The following is a 20,508-nucleotide window of genomic DNA, read 5'->3' as shown; positions in this document are numbered from 1 at the left end:
TTCATGAACCAAGCGTACCAAGTTTCCAATGGCTCTTCTTTTCCTTTAGGTGCAACGGTCACTGAGCATGGCGTTAATTTCGCTGTTGTGTCTGAAGATGCTCATCAACTGTACCTATGCTTATTTGCCCCAGACGGCAAAGAACAAGAACCACTACCATTTATCAATAAGCACAAAGGTATTTGGCACATGGAAGTACTTGGTTTAAAGGAAGGTCAACAGTATGGGCTAAGAGCCAAAGGTGACTTCAAACCAGAACAGCAGCTGCTATACAATGAACAAAAACTACTGATTGATCCTTACGCGAAAGAGCTTAGCGCAAAGCTCATCTGGCACGAAGACCAAGCCGCGATCACCAAAGAGGGCCAAGTACACCAAAGCGATTCCGCCCATTGCGTACCTAAATCCATTGTACGAGATATCAAACCTCTGTCGGAGCGCCCTGCTCGCGTCAATGTCACCCCTTCTAGCCGCGCCTTGTATGAATTGCATGTCAAAGGATTCAGCAAAAACCTGCCGATTGAAAGCGAACTACAAGGGACTTATTTAGGCGTTATCTCCTCGGCTGGTATTGAGCATTTAAAAAAGCTAAATATCACCACCATCCAGCTGATGCCGTGCTTTAGCTTTATGACAGAGCGTCACCTTCAGCAATTAGGGCTCAACAATTATTGGGGATATAACCCGATTAGTTTTTTTGCAGTGGAGCCCAGTTACGCAATAAAAGACCCTATTACTGAATTCCAACAAATGATAGACGGACTTAGACAAGCGGGTTTTGAAGTGATTTTAGACGTGGTTTACAACCACACAGCGGAAAGCGAACTTGACCAATCTAGCGTATGCTATCGCGGTTTAGACAATGCTCGGTATTATCGACATAAAGACGGGCAATATCTGAATTACACCGGCTGTGGCAATTGTGTTGATACTTATAGCCCCACAAGCATCCGTTTGATTTGCGACAGTATGCGTTATTGGGTTGAGATAATGGGTGTGGATGGTTTCCGCTTTGATCTAGGCGTTGACCTGGGCCGAACTGACCATGAATTTTCAGCAAAAGCCCCCTTGCTACAAGCCATTCTGCAAGACCCTGTTTTAAGCGAAACCAGCTTGGTAATGGAACCTTGGGATATTGGTCCAAATGGCTATCAAGTAGGGCAATTTCCACGAGGTTTTCTGGAATGTAACGATCAATATCGGGATTCTGTTCGCCGTTTTTGGCGTGGTGACCGTGGCTCCGTTCCTGAATTCGCTACTCGCCTAATGGGATCAAGAGACTACTTTCATAAAGGCCAAAAAAGCGCGCTTAATTCGGTCAATTACATCACCTACCATGACGGCTATACAATGAAAGATTTAGTGTCTTATCATCACCGTCACAACCTCGCCAATATGGAAGAAAACCGTGATGGCCATGGCGATAATATTAGCCAGAACTTTGGCGCGGAAGGCGAAACAGATGATAAAGAGATTCAAGAAAAACGCCTAAATCAGCAGCTTTGCTATATGGCAACATTATTGTTGAGCCAAGGCACTCCGCATATTTTGGGTGGTGATGAGTTATCTCATACGCAGCAAGGCAATAACAACGCTTATTGCCAAGATAACGAGATCACTTGGCAACATTGGCAAGACGCTAACAGCGAAATAACGGATGCTAGAAAAGTGATTCAAGACACCATATCAACCTTAATGACCTTGCGCAAAACCTACCCAATCTTGGCGGAAATACGCTTAGAAGACGACCCACTTTACCAGCATACATCAGCAGACAAGATTCACTGGCTTAACGAACAGAGCGAGGCAATGACGATCGAAAACTGGGCTAACGAACAGCGTCATTTTATTGCATTAACACTGACGCCCTCTGATTACTCGAATACATTCTGGATCGCCTTCTATAACGATGACTCACCACTTAGTGTCCCACTGCCTAACTCAGGCACTGAACTTGAAACGCTTTATCAAACACCAGGATTATCTATTGTGGATAACGAACTCCATTGCGCCTATCGTGGTGTGTTTATCGGACGATTTTAAACGACTTAACGCGAACACAGTGTTGATTTCGTGAAACAGTCAAGATCAAAGTTCAGGCTTAAAGCCCATGCGAAAACCACCCCAGTGTTTACCATTCACAAAAATGGGAACAGAGAGATCGTGAAGAATTTCACCAGTATCTCGCTTATAGGTTTGCAACAAAAAGCTGTCTGTATGAGCGCCGCATCGACTGCCAGTCGCATCATTAAAAATACGCTTAGAACGGTTGTTCACTAAATCTTTTTCATAATCACCGGTTAATGGCTGATTGAACTTTTGATTATGAGTTGGAAAATAGCCATTCACATCCACCGCTCCTGCAAACATAACGTGCTGATATTTTTCTAATAAGGCCTCTTGCACCGTAGGGAAAAACTGATCACTAAATGCATCATAAGGTGTACTGTACTTTTGTGGGTTCGTATTACTAATAGGTTGATAATCTCTGGAAAACACGGCTTGCTGAGTCAATTCACCTTTTTCAATCGCCTCTTCAAATAGACGGCCAATGGCTTGCGCTGCTGCTTTGGCTTCATTAAGCAATGTGGAAAAAAACAAAGATTGATCCACTTTATCTAATTCCCGAAAAACCACTTCTGCGCCATTACTTAAACTTGAAGCTTCTTTAGATAATCGATCACTGCGTTCTGAAATATCATGCAAGGAGGTACTAATACGGGAAATAGATCCATTAATTTGCGTACTGGTCGCTCCCAACTCTTCACCTGCACTTTCCACTTCAGATAGCACTAAAGAGGCATGCTGTACTTCTTCTGTTAACGAAATAAAGCGCTGAGTTTCCCCTAAGAGCGTTGTAGATAATGATTCAGTCAGTTCTTTTAATGAAGACATTTCATTGTTTGTTAATTGGCTATTTTGACGAACATCGCTCAATAATCGTGATATTTGCTCTGAAGCATCGGCACTTTTACCCGCCAATGCTCGTACTTCATCTGCCACAACAGCGAAACCTCGACCTTGCTCGCCTGCCCGAGCAGCTTCAATTGCGGCGTTAAGCGCCAACAAATTGGTTTGCTCTGAAACCGCTTTTATAACAGCTGTGATACTGTCTATGTCATCGGCGCTTTTAGTTAAAAGAGCCAGCTGCTCACTGGCTGTTTGTACTTTTTCAGTAAGCTCATGAATCTGTTCGGCACTTTGCGACAAGGCATTTTGGGCTATATGGCTGGATTTAGCGGTTTCAGTCATGGTGACAGCCAGCTGCCCCAGATTGGTTGATAAGGTTAATCCGGTTTCTGAAAGAGTGACTACGGCTTGTGTGATCTGTTCGCTGTCATCGCTAGTAAGATGGATGTCTTTACTTAAAGTATCAACAAAGTAAGAAACTTCAGCGGCTCCCATCGCCATTTTAGAGGTGGCATGAGTTACTTTTTTGCTCATATCTGAAAATACTACCTCAGATGTATTTACCTCTTCGCCCGATTCATTAGCATGACGATTAGACATTTTACGGCCACGCACAAGATTCGGGACAAACACAAAAATGGATAAAATAATTCCAACTAGAGCTAAGTCTTGCGGTATAGAGCCTTGTGAATAGCCGAAAACAAACAGAACCAAAAGCCCCAATGCTCCGCCAAATTGGAAATAAATCATTATCTTCCCTTATTCTAATTTTTATATTATCTAGTGTTTAACGGCAGCAAATTAAGGTCAACACAAAACAAGGATCATAAGACTAAAGTCGTAGCCTAAAATTCAGCATAAATAGCTACCCTTTTCGCACGTTAGAGCTAAACTTAAAAAGTCGCCCACAAAGCGGTCTTACAATAATAACGTTGCGCACGATCTGCCAACGACTGTAATGAGGACAACACTATGATGACTAATAAATCCATTACTGAGCCTTTTTATCTTGAGCTTGGGCAGCTTAGCCCTGATAGCGTTAACCACCTCACTCCTTCTTTTGAACGGTTACCACCCAATCCATACGCAGATGGCGAGTTTCGCCTACGTCGTTATTCACGCTTTACCGTTGAAAAAGGTTCTCTACAGCGCCTTCCTGCACAAGCGTTTGTCCAAGATGAAAGTATTAATCACTTTCAGGGCAATGTTGTGCGTCAATATGAAGAGATAGACGACAAGACCGTAGTCGATCCTGCATTTATTGAGTTGTTTCACTATTTTCAGAAAATGGCCAGTGTTTCCGATAGTACGCCAATTGAGGTTCACCAGTTACGTATTTTTGCCGACCATAAAAGCGCAGAAGTTGCCCCCGAAGGCATTCACCAAGATGGCTTTGACAGAATTGGTATTTACGTCATGCAGCGCCACAACATTAAAGGTGGAAACATCAATGTTCACCTAAAGAAAAACAGCCCAGCATTGATAAGTCATAGCTTTGATCATGGCGAATTTGTAGTCCTGAACGACCGTAAATTTTTCCATAGCGCTCAAGCTATTCAACCAATTAATGGCGAATTGGGGTATATGGATATTTTTGTTCTCACAGCAAATATAGTGCATTAAATAATGAACAGGTTTAAGACCCTTAATTTTCCAAATTACTGAACTAAAAGTACTTTGTAGCTCCCATAAAACGTGATATAAAACACCGATTGTAATTTTTTGTAAATATTCACGTTGTTTTGTAAGCACTCAAACTAGGGAAAGTTAATCTGTGACAAGTACACCAACAAAAAATACTAAAGCGGTCAAAGAAGATGTCAGCAAGAAGACCGTCTTAATTATTGAAGACATGAACGAAATGCGCCTAATGCTGAAATCTATGATGCTTTCTTTAGGCTATACAAACATAGAACTTGAAGCCTCTGGACAAAGCGCGCTTAAACGCATGGAAGCGAAAAGCTTTGATATTATTCTTTCTGATTACAACCTTGGTGGGCAAATTAACGGTCAACAAGTGTTAGAAATATCTAGAAAAAACAATCTGCTCAGCCATTCCAATATTTTCATAATGATAACCGCAGACACAGGTTATGATAGCGTGTCGAGTGCCCTAGAACACAGACCTGACAGCTATATGGTGAAGCCCTTCACGCCATCAACGTTGCATCGAAGACTAGACCGGATAAAGAAACAAAAGAGCATCTTTTCGTCTGTGTATGAAAGTCGAAACAACGACAATTATGAAAAGATGGAAAAAGAAGCCAAAACCATCATGAACAAATATCCCCAATATCGCAATTTATGCCTAAAGGCAATTGGGGAATCGCTACTTTCTAGAACAGACTATAAAGCAGCCAAAATACACTACATGGGAGTGCTCAAGGAGAACAAAGAGCTTTCTTGGGCGTACTTTGGTGTTGCCCAATGTGACTTAAGTTTACAGCAGCCAATGTCTGCGATAGAGAACCTAGAAAAAGCCATTAATATTAGTCGTCACTTTCTACCCGCTTACGATAACCTTGCTGATGCTCATGAAGAATTAAGAGACTTCCAAGGGGCCCAGAAAGCCATGGCAAAAAGCCTAGAAGTATCACCTAGATCCCTGGCAAGAACCAAACGCCTTGGAAAGCTGAGCATTAAAATAAAAGAATGGAAAACGGCTGAACAAGCTTATTCACGAGTCATTCGTTCAACAAGAAACACTCAGCATGAAAAAATAGAATACTATTATGAACATTTAAAATGCCTTATTGCGATCCAGGAAAATGACGCTCAAGATCCGCAAATAGCAGAGAAGCTAAAGCGCTCTTTGACAAGGTTACGACAGTTAGGGAAAGACAACCCAACTGCCGTTACGAACTCTTTCCGTGTAGAAGTTCAGCAGTACCTACACCGTTCGCGTCGAGAAGATGCTATTAAATCTTGGAAGCAATGGAAGCAACTCATCGCGTCAGGAAAAGCCTCATCAATCACACGAGAACAAGAGTTAACCTTACAAAGAAAACTAGGCATCGCTTAATTTCCACAAGAGATCAAAAAGGAATAAACGCTTTTTGATCTCTATCGTTTTCCTTATCAACAACCACGCCTCAGCACTTTCAAATGCACAAAAACACACGCTAAAAAAACGCCTCGGCTTGCTATAATTCGAGCACATCGTTATGGTCATCGACATTTCTTTTTTTAGCATTAGAGTACTCCTTTATGACGGCAACCCATTCTTTCTCGACTCTTGTTCCGGATGCCATTTTAGATGCAGTGGAATCCACTGGCTTGTGGAGTGATTCGCGCATTTACCCACTAAATAGTTACGAGAACCGCGTCTACCAAATTGGTATCGAAGATAGCTCCCCCGTCATTGCAAAATTTTATCGGCCTGAACGATGGAACGAAGCACAAATTCAGGAAGAACACCAAACCCTACTCAAACTGAAAGCGGCCGGTGTTCCAGTAGTGGCGCCACTAGAGTTTAATGGTGCCAGCTTATTTCAACATAATGACATGCATTTTTGCTTATACCCAAGATTGGTTGGACAACACCCTGAAGCAGACAATCTAGATCAGCTATACCAACTTGGCGAACTGATTGGACAACTACATCAAACGCTATCAACAAGGCCATTTCTAGAGCGAATAAACGTTTCTCCGCTAGCTCAAATGGATGCAGCAACCAATCAAATTTTAACAGGCAACACGCTTCTCAAAGCCCCTTTACCAAAAGCGCTGCAGTTACCTGAAAAGCTTAAGCCCCTGTATATAAAACAAATAGCCAAACTAAGAGAATTAAGCGAGGCCAGAATCCAAACATATTGGCCAACTCAGCTTAGGCCAATACATGGCGACAGCCACCGCAGCAACCTCATGCTTCATGAAGGACAATTTCACCTATTGGATTTTGATGATTGCCAAAATGGCGTTGCAGTACAAGACCTCTGGCTACACATCACGCAAACTGAAAACCCCAGACAGCAGTTAAGCGAAATAATTGAAGGTTATGAATCTTATCTACCTTTTGAAACGCGCGAATTGGATTTGATTGATGTCTTTAAAAGTGTACGTGTAATCAGCTATGCTGCCTGGCTACAGAGCCGCTGGCATGATCCGGCATTCGTCAAAGCGTTTTCATGGTTTGGTTCTGAAGAGTATTGGATAAATCATTTAAACGAATTAAAAAGTTGCGAATTAGAATGGGGGCAAATTTCTCGATGATCTCTCTAGAACAAAACCTACATTCACTTTTTGGCTTTGGTGAGTTCCGTGAGGGACAACAGCAAACAATAGAGCAGCTCCTATCTGGGCACTCTTCTCTGGCGGTTTTTCCGACAGGATCAGGTAAATCCTTATGCTACCAATTTACAGCGACACAACTACCTAACTTAACCTTGGTTATCTCACCATTAATTGCCCTAATGCATGATCAATTGGCTTTTCTAACATCAAAAGGTATCAATGCTGCCTGTTTAGATTCCAGCCAAAACAAAGACGAAAGCCAGGCTGTCATGTCCGGCGTTCAAGACGGATCGATTAAAATTTTAATGATCTCTGTGGAACGCTTTAAGAATGAGCGTTTTCGCCGCTTTATTAAACATATCCCTATTTCTATGTTGGTTGTTGATGAAGCACACTGTATTTCTGAATGGGGTCATAACTTTAGACCGGATTATCTAAAGCTGCCCTCTTACCAACAAGAGCTAGCGATTCCTCTGGTGCTTTTATTGACCGCAACCGCAACACGTCGAGTTCAACGAGATATGGCACAAAAATTTGCCATCCGACCGGAACACATAGTGCAAACGGGGTTCTACCGTCCAAATTTAGATATCGATCTAATTCCTATCCAAAGAAGCAATAAGCTTGATACCTTAAAAAACCTAATCGACGATACCCAAGGCGCAGGGATAGTTTATGTGACCCAACAGAAAACGGCAGAAGATGTAGCTCGCCATTTACAAGCCAGCGGTTACTCTGCCACGGCTTATCATGCAGGGTTAGACAGTGATACGCGACGCATTATTCAAGCCGATTTTATGGCTGACAGAACTCGCATCATTGTCGCAACCATCGCGTTTGGTATGGGCATAGACAAAGCGGATATCCGGCTCGTTGTGCATTTTGATTTACCAAAATCCATTGAAAACTACAGCCAAGAAATTGGCCGTGCTGGTCGAGATCGCCAGCCTAGCCGCTGCGCACTACTCGCCAGTCTTGAAGGCCTAAGTACACTCGAAAACTTTGTCTATGGAGATACACCAGAACCACAAGACATAGACAAACTGCTCAGCAGTATTACAGAACAGACCACCCAACCCACGTCTTCATACAATGATGTGAACTCACTATGGGAAACTCAGTCTTATAGTTTATCTATGCAGACCAACATCAGAGCTTTGCCATTAAAAACACTATTGGTACAGCTAGAGCTGCTCAATGTCCTTACTGCAAAATACACCTATTACTCTGACGTCCGACTAAAATGGGAAGGCGATCGAACCGCGTTTGCTAACCGTATTCCCGATGAATGGCAAGCCGCCTACCAAGCATTATTGAAAGGGGTTCAATATAAAAAAATCTGGGGCACACCTGATTTTGACAAGCTATTTAACGAAGCGGGATTATCTCGAGGCGATGTACTAGAAATATTAGAATTTGCGGCAGATAACAACGTCCTTACTCTAGAAAGTAAAGGCTTAACTGACGTCTATGAAGTGCATACAGAGCATTTTCATCACCAGACTTTGGCTAACCAGTTGCATCAATATGTTGATGAAAAACAAAACACGGAAGTAGAGCGAATCGCCACCATGATTCGCTTTTTCCAACTAGATCGCTGTTTGAATAACAATTTGGCTCGATACTTTGGTGATCAGCATTCACCCGAGCACTGCGGCCATTGTTCGGTTTGCAGAGGAAAGGTTCTGGTGTTTGCACAACCAACGGATGAGCAAGACTCAACCGCTTGGCAAAGTGATATCGCAGAATACGCCAGAGAATTTGCCCAACAACTTAGTAGCAAAAGTCCAACGACACAGATTACTGCTGTGTTAATCACTCGTTTTCTAACAGGATTAACACAACCTATTTTTACTAAGATGAAAGCTCGCCAACTAAGTGGATTTGGCATTTATGAGGAAAGGAGTTATTCATCGGTTCTAGAGGCGGTTACTCAGCTTCTTGATCATCGCTAAGTGGCTCTTCATAGACACTAACTTCAATCAGATTGTTATCTAGATCGTTAAAATAAACAGACTGGATTGGCCCTTGTGCACCGGATTTAGACACAGGGCCTTCAAGAATCATGACCTTATTGGCTTTTAGATGAGCAACCACCTCTTCCAACGTCCAGCTTGTTATAAGGCACACATCACCAGCACCTTCCATTGCATGATTTCTTAGCTCTTGACCGAGCACTTGAAAATTAATTTTTTGCTGACCAAAACGCACAGCCTTTCTGCCATTGGCGAAGGTGAATGACTCAAGCTTAAGCACGGATTCGTAAAAAGCGACCGCTCTATCTATATCTGCAACGGTTAATACTATGTGGTCAATGTGACTAATCATAGTCCCTTGCCTCCCTATGAAAGCACTACAAATGACATAACATGCTACGAATGATCCCTTAGAAAAACAAGCTAAGAAAACACGCTTTATTCATCTGTTTTTGGCTGCAAAGCAGCAAGCTCGATACCACCATCAATTAGACTTAATTTTTGCCGGCGATTCAGCTTTTTGACTCGACATTCTAGAATCAATGCCTCGCTCTTAGAACCTACGGACTGGGACCAAACTAATTCTAGCGGCCCCTTTCCTCGAAGATACCGAGCAGCACGTTTACTGCTGCCAGAATGCTCTTTAAAGCGACGCTCCACATCGGTACTGATACCAGTATAAAGCGTGTTTAAACGAGTCTTTATCATATAAAGACTCCATTGAGATTCTCTCAAAGACGCTTTCTGCTCTTGATTTTCTATCACCTTAATCCCTTTTCAGCACTTAATAACCCACAATTAACTACCAACAATTAAAAACAGTGTTGATGCTGTCGCTATGCCCATCGTCAGATTAAATAATCGCTGCCGTTTTCCATCTGTCAGCCATTGGCGAATTTTTATACCTGCCCAAGCCCACACAGAAATAGCCGGAAAACCTACTGCTGCAAACAGAACAATAATCCAAAAGCCGGACAAAGCATACAAATCACCTGCTATGGCAAAGGTGCTTACACAGCCAATTGCCATCATCCAAGCCTTAGGGTTCACATATTGGAACAACAAAGCTTGCCACCAGCGCATTGGTATCGCTTTAGGCTTTTTATCTTCTTGCTTACTTTCTAGGCTCCCAACCGGCGCACTGCCTATTTTCCATGACAACCACAACAGATACGCACAGCCGACCCATTTGAGCACACCGTAAAGCGGAGGATATAAGGTAAACAATGCCCCTAACCCCAACAATGTAGAAAGCAATAAGCAGGCTACACCCAATACAATACCAAACATATGCGGGAGCGTTCGACGAAAACCGAAGTTCGCGCCAGACGCCAGCAACATTATGTTATTAGGCCCTGGCGTAACAGAAGTAACAAACGCAAACATGGCAAGCGCCAAGAAAAAAGAGGAATCAATCATTGGGCCCTCCTGTTGCTTTTCATCAACAGAACAATATCACGTAGTAGCTTTAGAACGGTTGCCTGAGACACTTCTACTTGTTGACGTTCTTTGGTCATGCCAATGTCATTCAGTTGCTCTGCAGTGAGTTTTGCAAGTGTTTTACGTGTTTGAAAGCGTTCGACACTTTGCTGAATACAAACAAATAAGCTAACGATTAACATAACCTTCTCCTTCTAAATCGCACCATGATTTGTTTCATGAGTGCTGTGTGTATGAATAACTACTTTAAGAGAAGGGAGAAAACCAATACAGCCTCAGAAAACCACTTTAATAAACACACAGATCTCCATTCAATCCACCTGTATGGCAAAATAAACTCAAATCTGTATGGTAATCTACGGCTATTTATCCTTATATAATCCATACAGACACAGCTAAAAAGACAAAAAAGAGCCTCAAAGGAAAGACAATGACCCTGTATCAAAAGCTTGCGACCCGCTTACGCGAACACATACAGCATGACTTTTATAAGTCTGGCGATAAATTACCTTCGGTACGACAATTGGCGCAAGAACATGGCGTCAGCATTTCTACCGTACAAGAAGCGTATCGACAGCTTGAGCAAGAACAGTTAGTGGAAGCACGTCCAAAGTCTGGCTACTTTGTCTGCGTGCCCAAAAAGGACAATTTACCCAGTATTTCTCGACCACCTCAGCGCCCTTTGGAAGTCTCCCAATGGGAAGAAGTACTCAACATGTTAATGAATCGTAGCGGCAACAAAGGCGTACAACTGCAGCACGCCATGCCAGATATGAAAGCCTCGACCTTAAAACCTTTGCTAAAAACATTATCTGACTTAACAAAACAGAAACCGGAACTGGGGTTAGGTTATGCGGACGTTCGAGGATCAGAGGAACTGCGCGTACAACTTTGCCGCCTTGCTGTAGCCTCTGGCTGCCAACTTCACCCAGACGATATTGTTGTCACATCTGGCTGCCAAGAGGCGCTGTCTGTCTGTCTACGAGCTGTCACACAACCTGGCGATATTATTGCCATAGAATCACCAAGCTTTTACGGCTCCATGCAGGCGATCAAAGCGGCAAATCTTAAAGCGATGGAGATCCCAACGCACCCAGAAACAGGCATTAGTTTAGAAGCCCTAGAGTTGGCACTCGATCAATGGCCTATTAAGGCAATTTTTGTAACTCCAACTTGTAATAATCCAATGGGTTACACAATGCCAGAAGACAAAAAAGAACAGCTCTATAGACTAGCCCAAAGCTACGATATTGCCATCATTGAAGACGATATTTATGGCGACATTTCTTATCAGTTCCCTCGCCCAAAAACGATCAAATCCTTTGATACTGACGGGCGTGTTTTACTGTGTTCATCCTTTTCCAAAAGTATTGCCCCAGGCATGCGCGTCGGCTGGATTGCACCTGGACGCTATCGGGATAAAGTCACCCATATAAAATACGTCAGCAGTTCTATGTGTCCTGTACTTCCGCAACTAGCGATCGCAAAATTTATCCGCTTAGGTGGGTATGCCAAACACATACGTCAAATGAGACATAACTACGAGCAACAACGTGACCACTTGCTCAATGCAATCAAAATACATCTCCCCAATGACACCAGAGTCAGCTTCCCTGTTGGTAGTTTTATTTTGTGGGTTGAACTCCATCCAAGTATCGATACGATGAAATTAGTCCAACGTTGTCGCGAAGAAGGTGTGGGCTTTGCCCCAGGGCCGTTATTTTCAGCAACTGGCAAATATCGAAACTGCTTTAGGTTGAATTTCAGCGAGCAAAATCAGGAAAAAAGAGAATGGGCAATCAAGGCATTAGCGGCTATTTTGCGTAGTTTCGACAGTAGGATAAAACGCAGTGAATCAGAGATCTCTGTTTTGACATAAGATCCAATGTAAAGAAACGCAAATACTCTTAAGGCATTAATTTAAAGACGACATAATCCTAAAACGCATTCACTGGATATATCAAACTAGCGTATAAATACAACACCAACTAGTCCCTTTTCACTAGGATAACTTTAATGCTCAAACGGTCTTTCTTAAACATCACAATACTAAGCCTCAGCTTGGTATTAGCAGCCTGTAGCAGTTCACAGCAACGTGAAGATTATGCTGACAGAGCGCAGCAAGAACTAGACTCAGTGAGCAAATCGACAAGCTCTCAATGGCAATCAATGGACAACGTCGCTCCAACCAGTTATTTGACCGATTTGATAACCGATACACAACTCGACGAGCTAATAAACAAAGCACTAGAGGCAAATCCAAGTTTGCAGAAAACCCAACTCACTTTACAAGCCAGCTTATGGAGTATAAAAAGCCAGCAAGGCAATTCACTTCCTAGCGTCGAAGCTGGTTTTTCAGGCAACAGAGCTGAAGGCAGTGACACCTCATATAAAGCCAACATAGGGATAAGTTGGGAAGTAGATTTATGGCAAAAGCTCGCTCAGTCAGAGCAAGCTGCTGAAAAATCTCTCGCCAGTGATGAAGCGCTCTATCAGGCCAGCCGCGATACATTAGTGGCGAATGTTATTAAGTCCTGGCTCTCAATTACCGCCAAACAGCATGCAATAAATATCGAACAAAAACGCTTAGCCTTATTAGAGTCAAATGAAAAACTGATCCTAAAACGCTTTAGAAATGGCTTAGGCACGCTAGAAGAAATGGATGAATCCCGCACTTCTACTTCCCAATCCAAAGCAGATTTAGCCGAATACAAAGAAGACCTTGCAATTGAAAAGCGTAATTTGCAGCTGTATTTGGGAGAAAGCAGCCTTCCAAGCTTTGTAGCCAATTCACAATATCCCAACGTTATAATGAGCCTAAGCGAACTCCCACAGCAGAATTTGCAGCGTCGTCCAGACTTGAAAGCCGCCTACCTGGCCATTGAAGCCGCTGATTTAAACACTTCGGTAGCGTATAAAGACATGCTTCCTAGCATCAGCTTGAGCGCGACATTAAGTGACACAGCATCATCACCCAGTGCCGCTTTATTTGGCTCTCCCATTTGGTCTTTACTCGCTCAAATTACCCAACCACTCTATCAGGGGGGGCAACTTAAAGCCGCGGCAGAAATTGCTAAGTTGGAAACAGCTCAAGCTTATCAAGATTACCGCGAAACACTGCTTACCGCAGTCAATGAAATTGAAAATACCCTAGGGCAAGAACGCGTGTTAGCGCAACAAGTACTGCACATAAAAGATGCCCTGAGTAGTGGCAAAAAGAACTTAACTCAGTATGAAAAAAAATACCGCTCAGGCTTAGTTGAACTAAGTGATTTAATCAATGCCCAAACCACAGCATTTAATTTAGAAGCGCAGTTAGACAACTTAATTTATCAGCAACTATCAAATAGAGTCGATTTAGGGCTCGCACTCGGGCTTGGAGTAAAACCTTAATGAAACATCTTTCACAGTGGATCACGTTATTATTAGCTGGCGCTGCGATTGCTGGCGTGTATCTGTATGTCACCAGCGCCATGGATGCACAAAAAAATAGAGTACAAACACCGAGACCTGCCACACCAGAGCAAGCCCTTGAGATCACCACCCTCACGGCCAAAGCAGACAGCTACGCTGCCACTATTAAGGCTTCAGGCATCGTAAAACCAAGATATGCGTTGATGATGACCAGTCAAGTCAGCGGCGAAATCACCCGCTTATCAAATCAATTTGAAGCAGGGCAAGTCATTAGTAAAGGCCATGTGTTAGCTCAACTGCAAAACACGGAACTAAACAGCAATGTTGCCAGCGCAGAAAATTCGCTAGCGGCCGCGAATCTGGCGTTGAAAGAAGAAATGCGTCAAGGCGAGCAAGCCAGAGCTGAATGGGAAGCCGCTGGCTTTAATGGTGACCCCGATTCTGACCTCGTTTTAAGAATGCCACAACTTGCTGCAGCAGAAACTGAGCTTGATGCCGCAAAAGCCGAATTAAACAATGCAAAATCTAAACTGCAACACACAAAACTGACTGCTCCCTTTAATGCCTTAGTCGTAGCTCGCGAAGTTTCACTTGGCTCATTCATTAGTTCTGGCAGTGAAATAGGTACGCTTTACAGCACCGACCGAGCAGACATAAAAATCGACTTATCCAATAACGATTGGATGAAACTCCCCGACATGCAAACTCTGTTAAACAATAACTGGCCCGTACAAATTTCAAGTATGGATAAACAAGACTCTTGGCAAGGCAGGATTCTTAGTGTCAATCAACATATTGATGAAACCACTCGGATGCGAAGCCTATTAGTTAGTCTTGATAACCCTTTGAGCCAAACACCTATTTTACTGCCAGGGGCGTTTGTTGAAGTTTCTATTCAAGGAAAACAACTCGATAACCTGTGGAAATTACCCAACACCGCACTTAGCCAAAAAAGTGAAATCTGGTATATCGACGAAAACAGTCGTCTTGCCGCTTTTGAAACCACGCCACGTTTTGTCGATTCAAAATACGTTTATATCCAAGTTCCGACCAATATGCTTAGCAACGCTTACCAAGTGATTGTTCAGCCCTACAACAGCTATTTAAAAGGCACCCTCGTCAAGTCATTGACCGTACCAGTAAATAAAGGCGCGAAACAATGACTCCTATTGATCAACCCAAAGGGATTATTCCATGGTTTGCCAATAACCCTGTTGCTGCCAATTTACTACTCATTTTAGTCATTAGCCTAGGCGTTCTAAACATGGGCTCCATCAATAAAGAGGCCTTTCCCAGCTTAACGCCAAACAGAATTGCTATTTCGGTGAGTAACGACAGTGGCTCAGCAAAAGAAAACGAAGAAGGCATCGCCATTCCCTTAGAAACAGCCTTGCAAGGTGTATCTGGCATTAAAAACATCACCACATCTTCCACCGCCAGCGCCACCAGCACCACTGTAGAAATGCTAGATGGCTATGACATCGACACACTGTTTGACGATGTAAAAGACAAAGTCGCCCAAATTTCATCCTTCCCTGATGAAGCGGATCCAGCTGTTGTCAGTAAGGCGACTCGAGAAGAGCACGCTATTTGGATTCAACTATATGGTGACGCGGATCGTCGCACGCTCCAAAAACTGATTGACGAGCTGGAATCGGATTTATTGGCGAACGAGAACATTAGCTCAACGTCTATTTCTGGTTGGTTAGACCCAACCATCATGATTGATCTCGACAAGAACGCCTTAGAAGCCTATGGGCTTACTTTGTCTGATATAGCGACAGCCATCAATGCAGAATCATCACCAGCCCAAGTAGCCACACTACGTGATGAAGAAATCTACCTCACCATTAGCGCTTCCGAGCAAGCCTACATGAAAAGCGAATTTGCTCGTATTCCAGTGCAATATAATAGCTCGGGTGGGAAGCTATTATTAGGAGATATTGCCACTATACGCGATGCTTTCGATGAAGATGAATACGTATTATCGCGTTTTAACCGTCAAAACAGCTTAGGCATTCAGGTTTTAACCACGGGAAAAAACGACATATCCAATTCGGTTATCGGTGCCAAGGCGGTTATTCAGGATTGGGAAGACAGCGGACGATTACCGGCCAATGTAACGCTTGGCACTTGGTATGATCGCAGTGAATCCATTAATCAACGTCTTGACTTAATGATAGGAAACGCCGTCACCGGCGTATTGCTAGTATTCATTTTATTAGCAATTTTTCTAAATGTTACCGTGGCATTTTGGGTTGCTATGGGGCTGCCTTTTATTTTCTTCGGTACTCTATTTTTCATGGGAACAGAGAATGTCGGCCTAACCTTAAACATGTTCACAACGTTCGGTTTTATCATGGCATTAGGCATAGTCGTCGATGATGCTGTTGTCGTGGGGGAAAGCGTGTATACCGTTCGCTCCAAAGAAGGCGACACTATCGGCAACACGATTAAAGGCACCATGATGGTAGCGGTGCCCACACTTTTTGGGGTTTTCACCACCGTTGCTGCTTTTTGGGCGTTGTCCAATATCGAAGGTCGTTTAGGCCAACTCTATGCTCAGTTCGCAACCGTGGTGGCAATTTGTTTAATCCTATCAGTCATTGAATCCAAGCTTATTTTGCCTGCTCACCTTGCCCACATAAACACCCAAAAATCGACTAAAACCAATCCACTATCTAGAGCATGGGCCATGGTTCAACATGGAGCAGATTCCGGCTTACAATGGTTCAGTAATCGTGTTTATAGCCCAACCATAGAACTAGCGCTCAATTATAGATACGCGGTGTGCCTGCTTTTTATAGCTGTCTTTATATTGGTCATTTCTATGCCATTTACTGGCGCGATTCGTATGAGCTTCTTCCCTCAAATTCCAGGAGATACAGTTCGCGGTACATTGACCATGTACAACGATGTTAGCTATGGACAGACTAACAAAACCTTATTCGAACTAGAGCAAAAAGCCTATCAAGCAGACATTGCCTTACGCAGTACGCCAAAAAACACAAAACCAAGCAACTCAGAAATAAGCAAAGAAGCCCAAGAAACCAAGGGCGATGTTGCTATCAAGAACATCCAAGTCACCGCAAGCGATGATCAGTCCGGTAACATTCGCATAGAACTCGACGAGAATAGACCCTATACTTCGGCGCAATTCGCTAGCAAATGGCAGCAGTTTGCAGGCATGCCTGAAGGCGTAAAAAACCTCCGTATTCGCAGCGCTCGTGAAACCGTCGATGCATTGAAAATTGAGCTGCGTGGCAATGATACCAGTGTCCTAGATGGCGCTATGGAAGAATTATTAAAACAGTTAGCCACTCTTCCTGCTGTCACTGGGATTGAGCAAAACAACACCCCTACCGAATCTAGGCTAATTTTAAATCTGACAGATCAAGGGCGCTTATTAGGTTTATCCACCAGTGGCCTCGCCACTCAAGTAGCACGGAATTTTGATGGTCAAGTCGTACAAAAATACCAGCGAGATAACTCAGAGGTAGAGGTTCGCCTTGGTTATCCCAACGACCAAAAAGAATCCCCCGCTGCGGTCATGAATACCAAGATTGTTTTGGATGACGGTACGCGGGTTCCTCTTTCTGCTGTCGCCACATTGTCTCAACAAGATGCTGAAACACGTATTATTCGCATTGATGGTAAACGCTCTTTGTATTTATCTGCCGAAGTCGATAAAGACACCATGTCATCAACTGAAGTAGTTGAGTACTTGCGAAGTGCCGTGGTGCCACAGATGAAGCGTCAGTTTGCCGGTGTTTCTATCTTTTTCTCTGGTGAAGCAGAGCAAAGAGAAAAAACACAATCATCTATGTCTGAAATGTTCCTTATCGCACTTTTAATTATATATGGGCTATTGGCGATACCATTAAAATCTTACTCGCAGCCACTTATCATTATGATGGCGATTCCATTTGGGATAATTGGTGCCTTGTTAGGCCACTGGATGAACAACTTAGCTCTGGGGATTTTTTCTCTGAATGGCATACTTGCGCTAAGCGGTGTTGTGGTAAATGATAGTCTATTATTAGTGTCGCGATTCAACGACCTACGCTACGAAACGAGTCACGTTAAAAAAGCCATTAGCCTTGCCTGTCGAAGCCGCTTGCGCGCAGTATTGCTGACATCTTTTACCACTTTTGCTGGCTTGATCCCCATTCTGTGGGAAACCTCAAGGCAAGCACAGATGCTGATTCCTGCCGCAGTTTCTCTCGCTTACGGCATAATGTTTGCCACTGTCATTACACTGATTTTGATCCCAGTTTTATTGATGATCAAAGAAGATATTCATCTGCTCATTTATCGATTAAAAAATAAGGCTGCGGATGCGTTGGAACCAGCTAACGAAGGCGAGTAGGACAAACAGGCCAAGAGACCTGATTTATTCAACGGTCTCTTGGCTTTTCTGTGCCATTTATTGGCAAGCGCAGCAGACTCTCTTAGAGTACTTTTGCTAGTCAAAGGTGCATCAGCGTACAACAAGTTTTATAAACGAGTAGCTCAACGTTTGCCATTTAAATAAATATCGTCGCTCCTGCAAAGTTTTAAGGGGGCAATGAATCACACGAATCCAACAGTTCAAAAATTAACGCCTGAACGTGATTCATTAAAAAAACCAGACAAGGTCTATAAAAATACGGTAACCAAATAAGGCTTCCAACTTAGTAAGATAATCGTCAATATCACAACAAACAAAAATGGCAGCAAAGACATAAACACTTTCATTGGAGGCACACCAGTCATGGCTGAAGAGACAAATAATCCAGCCCCCACGGGTGGTGTTAATAGCCCCAATACCAGTGTTAGGCACACTACTACGCCAAATTGATAAGCATCTATTCCATATTGTGTTTGCGCAATCGGCAGTAAAATCGGGACAACTAATATCAAAGCTGCAACGCCATCTATCACCATTCCGACCAATAGCAGCATAGCGACAATCATCAATAGAAACATAAATGGGTCGTTCGTTTTGCTCGCTATCCAAGTGGCCAGTTGCTGAGGTACTTGTTCAAAAATAATAACCCAACCAAATACGCCCGCTGCAGCAATCAGTACTAAGACCATACCGGAGTTCATCGCCGTGCGCTTGAGAATATCAAAAAGCTGTGAGTACTTAAGATCTTTATATACATACTTGCCAATCAGTAATGCACTTAAAGACGCTAGTGCTGCAGACTCCGTTGGTGTTGCCAGTCCTAAAAAGATACCAAGCACAATGATGATAGGAATCATGCCCGCTGGAATGCCCATCAATAAATAATTTAATGCTTGTTTTTTATTAGGCCACTCACCTTTGGGGTATTCATAGATGATTCCCATAATGCTTATAACTAGGCAGAACATGAATGACAAAATCAATCCGGGTACAATACCGGCAATAAACATCTCGGCAATCGGTACTTGAGCCAACACGCCAAAAAGAACGAAAAGCATAGACGGCGGTATGATGGGAGACAGTAAGCCGCCTGCTGCCGTTATTGCCGCCGCATAGGGTTTGTCATAGCCCTCTCTTTCCATCGCTGGCACCATCGCTCGGGACATGATCGCAATCTGTGATACGGCAGACCCCATTATCGCAGCCATCATCATGTTACTGACCAGGCTTATATAAGCAAGTCCACCTCTAAACCCGCCAACAAAAATACGAGCTAAGTTAATTAAACGGGATGTTAGTCCGCCTTCATTCATTAACTCACCAGCTAACATGAACAAAGGAATTGCCAGTAAACCGTAGCTTTCAATCGCACTAAACATCTGTTGTGGATAGGAATCTAGTAGCACTAAATTACCTGAGTCGTAGATATACCAAAGTGCTGTTAGCGCGAGCACTAAAGCAATGGGCACGGACAAAAACAATAATATAAAAAATACAGATAACGTCACACCCTGTCTCCTGATTCATCATTAGTAGGTTCTAAGCCATGAATGAGATTATTTAAGGCATGCACTGTGAGGGATAAAGAAAATATCGGTATTACTAACCAGATCCAAAATTTCTTTAGCTCAAGTGTGTTGGTTTTTTCTGCGTATATAAAATTAAAGGTATTTGCCTGAAAGCTTTGCAGATCGAAATTTGCAGCAATGACATTAATCGGGTCATACCATTTAAAACAAAGCACTAACATGAGTAGCGCAAACACCAATACCATCACATCACTGAATTTCTCTAACCTTTGGCGATTCGTTTTTCCCAGGTATTCACTTAGGATAGTCACCGCAACACTTTGACGTTTTTTAAGAATCATTGAAGTGCTGATAAAACACATCCACACCATGGCATATATCGCCATTTCATCAACCCAATACAAGGCCATCCCTAACGTTCTACTAAAAATATTTAACAATATCAGTAAGGTCACAATGGCAGCCAAAATTGCCGCGAAAAAGCCTTCAACCCGAACTAGAGTGTCTGAAACTCTAATCAGCCTAAATTCAGATAATAAGTGCGACACTGCAAATCAGGTGTAGAAGAAGCCAACTGCTGAAGTTGATACACTTCTTCTTACCACAGATAAAGCAG

Annotated in this window: 16 protein-coding genes; 9 read left to right on the top strand and 7 right to left on the bottom strand. The window is 43.1% G+C overall.

Going from position 1 to position 20,508, the window contains the following annotated elements; genetic code table 11:
• Positions 1-3 precede the first annotated feature (3 nt).
• Positions 4-2,043: a glycogen debranching protein GlgX gene (glgX, locus tag DFP77_RS08180; protein WP_114411800.1), complete on the top strand. Its 2,040-nt coding sequence runs from the start codon at positions 4-6 to the stop codon at positions 2,041-2,043.
• Positions 2,044-2,088: 45 nt separating this feature from the next.
• Here the strand turns inward: glgX and DFP77_RS08175 are convergent, their stop codons facing one another.
• A complete protein-coding gene (locus DFP77_RS08175; protein ID WP_114411799.1) occupies positions 2,089-3,660 on the bottom strand; it encodes a methyl-accepting chemotaxis protein in 1,572 nt (523 codons plus the stop codon).
• 222 nt (positions 3,661-3,882) lie between these two features.
• Between DFP77_RS08175 and DFP77_RS08170 the strand changes: the two genes are divergently transcribed.
• The 4 genes from DFP77_RS08170 to DFP77_RS08150 all read left to right on the top strand — a co-directional run bounded on the left by DFP77_RS08170 (position 3,883) and on the right by DFP77_RS08150 (position 9,098).
• Positions 3,883-4,533, top strand: coding sequence for a 2OG-Fe dioxygenase family protein (locus DFP77_RS08170; RefSeq protein ID WP_114411798.1), 651 nt, complete (start codon positions 3,883-3,885; stop codon positions 4,531-4,533).
• 151 nt (positions 4,534-4,684) lie between these two features.
• The gene (locus tag DFP77_RS08165; protein ID WP_258861089.1) at positions 4,685-5,932 is read left to right on the top strand and encodes a response regulator; all 1,248 of its coding nucleotides are present in this window, start codon (positions 4,685-4,687) and stop codon (positions 5,930-5,932) included.
• 185 nt (positions 5,933-6,117) lie between these two features.
• Complete coding sequence (locus DFP77_RS08155) at positions 6,118-7,122, top strand: serine/threonine protein kinase (RefSeq protein WP_114411796.1); 1,005 nt, start codon at positions 6,118-6,120, stop codon at positions 7,120-7,122.
• Positions 7,119-9,098, top strand: coding sequence for a RecQ family ATP-dependent DNA helicase (locus DFP77_RS08150; protein WP_114411795.1), 1,980 nt, complete (start codon positions 7,119-7,121; stop codon positions 9,096-9,098). Before DFP77_RS08155 ends, DFP77_RS08150 begins: the two co-directional genes overlap by 4 nt.
• On the opposite strand, the gene DFP77_RS08145 is transcribed toward DFP77_RS08150, so the two are convergent.
• The 4 genes from DFP77_RS08145 to DFP77_RS08130 form a co-directional block, all read right to left on the bottom strand.
• A complete protein-coding gene (locus DFP77_RS08145; RefSeq protein WP_114411794.1) occupies positions 9,073-9,471 on the bottom strand; it encodes a VOC family protein in 399 nt (132 codons plus the stop codon). The genes DFP77_RS08150 and DFP77_RS08145 overlap by 26 nt on opposite strands.
• An 86-nt stretch (positions 9,472-9,557) precedes the next feature.
• On the bottom strand, positions 9,558-9,884 hold the full coding sequence (locus DFP77_RS08140) for a GIY-YIG nuclease family protein (RefSeq protein ID WP_114411793.1): 327 nt from the start codon (positions 9,882-9,884) through the stop codon (positions 9,558-9,560).
• Positions 9,885-9,917: 33 nt separating this feature from the next.
• Complete coding sequence (locus DFP77_RS08135) at positions 9,918-10,538, bottom strand: LysE family translocator (RefSeq protein ID WP_114411792.1); 621 nt, start codon at positions 10,536-10,538, stop codon at positions 9,918-9,920.
• Positions 10,535-10,741 carry a YjiS-like domain-containing protein gene (locus tag DFP77_RS08130; RefSeq protein WP_114411791.1) on the bottom strand — a complete coding sequence of 69 codons (207 nt, stop codon included), beginning with the start codon at positions 10,739-10,741 and terminating at the stop codon, positions 10,535-10,537. Before DFP77_RS08130 ends, DFP77_RS08135 begins: the two co-directional genes overlap by 4 nt.
• A gap of 248 nt (positions 10,742-10,989) precedes the next feature.
• Here DFP77_RS08130 and DFP77_RS08125 point away from each other — a divergent pair, with 248 nt between their 5' ends.
• The 4 genes from DFP77_RS08125 to DFP77_RS08110 all read left to right on the top strand — a co-directional run bounded on the left by DFP77_RS08125 (position 10,990) and on the right by DFP77_RS08110 (position 18,342).
• Complete coding sequence (locus DFP77_RS08125; protein WP_114411790.1) at positions 10,990-12,438, top strand: aminotransferase-like domain-containing protein; 1,449 nt, start codon at positions 10,990-10,992, stop codon at positions 12,436-12,438.
• A 137-nt stretch (positions 12,439-12,575) separates the two neighbouring features.
• Complete coding sequence (locus tag DFP77_RS08120) at positions 12,576-13,952, top strand: TolC family protein (RefSeq protein ID WP_114411789.1); 1,377 nt, start codon at positions 12,576-12,578, stop codon at positions 13,950-13,952.
• On the top strand, positions 13,952-15,136 hold the full coding sequence (locus tag DFP77_RS08115) for an efflux RND transporter periplasmic adaptor subunit (RefSeq protein ID WP_114411788.1): 1,185 nt from the start codon (positions 13,952-13,954) through the stop codon (positions 15,134-15,136). Before DFP77_RS08120 ends, DFP77_RS08115 begins: the two co-directional genes overlap by 1 nt.
• On the top strand, positions 15,133-18,342 hold the full coding sequence (locus DFP77_RS08110) for an efflux RND transporter permease subunit (RefSeq protein WP_114411787.1): 3,210 nt from the start codon (positions 15,133-15,135) through the stop codon (positions 18,340-18,342). Before DFP77_RS08115 ends, DFP77_RS08110 begins: the two co-directional genes overlap by 4 nt.
• 269 nt (positions 18,343-18,611) lie before the next feature.
• Here DFP77_RS08110 and DFP77_RS08105 read toward each other — a convergent pair whose 3' ends face one another.
• On the bottom strand, positions 18,612-19,871 hold the full coding sequence (locus tag DFP77_RS08105; protein WP_114411786.1) for a TRAP transporter large permease: 1,260 nt from the start codon (positions 19,869-19,871) through the stop codon (positions 18,612-18,614).
• Positions 19,868-20,440 carry a TRAP transporter small permease gene (locus DFP77_RS08100; protein ID WP_258861088.1) on the bottom strand — a complete coding sequence of 191 codons (573 nt, stop codon included), beginning with the start codon at positions 20,438-20,440 and terminating at the stop codon, positions 19,868-19,870. Before DFP77_RS08100 ends, DFP77_RS08105 begins: the two co-directional genes overlap by 4 nt.
• Positions 20,441-20,508 lie beyond the last annotated feature (68 nt).

This window comes from Marinomonas foliarum (assembly GCF_003337275.1).
Lineage (GTDB): Bacteria > Pseudomonadota > Gammaproteobacteria > Pseudomonadales > Marinomonadaceae > Marinomonas > Marinomonas foliarum.
Note: the sequence above shows the minus strand (reverse complement) of the source record. Positions and strands in the feature narration are given on the sequence as shown.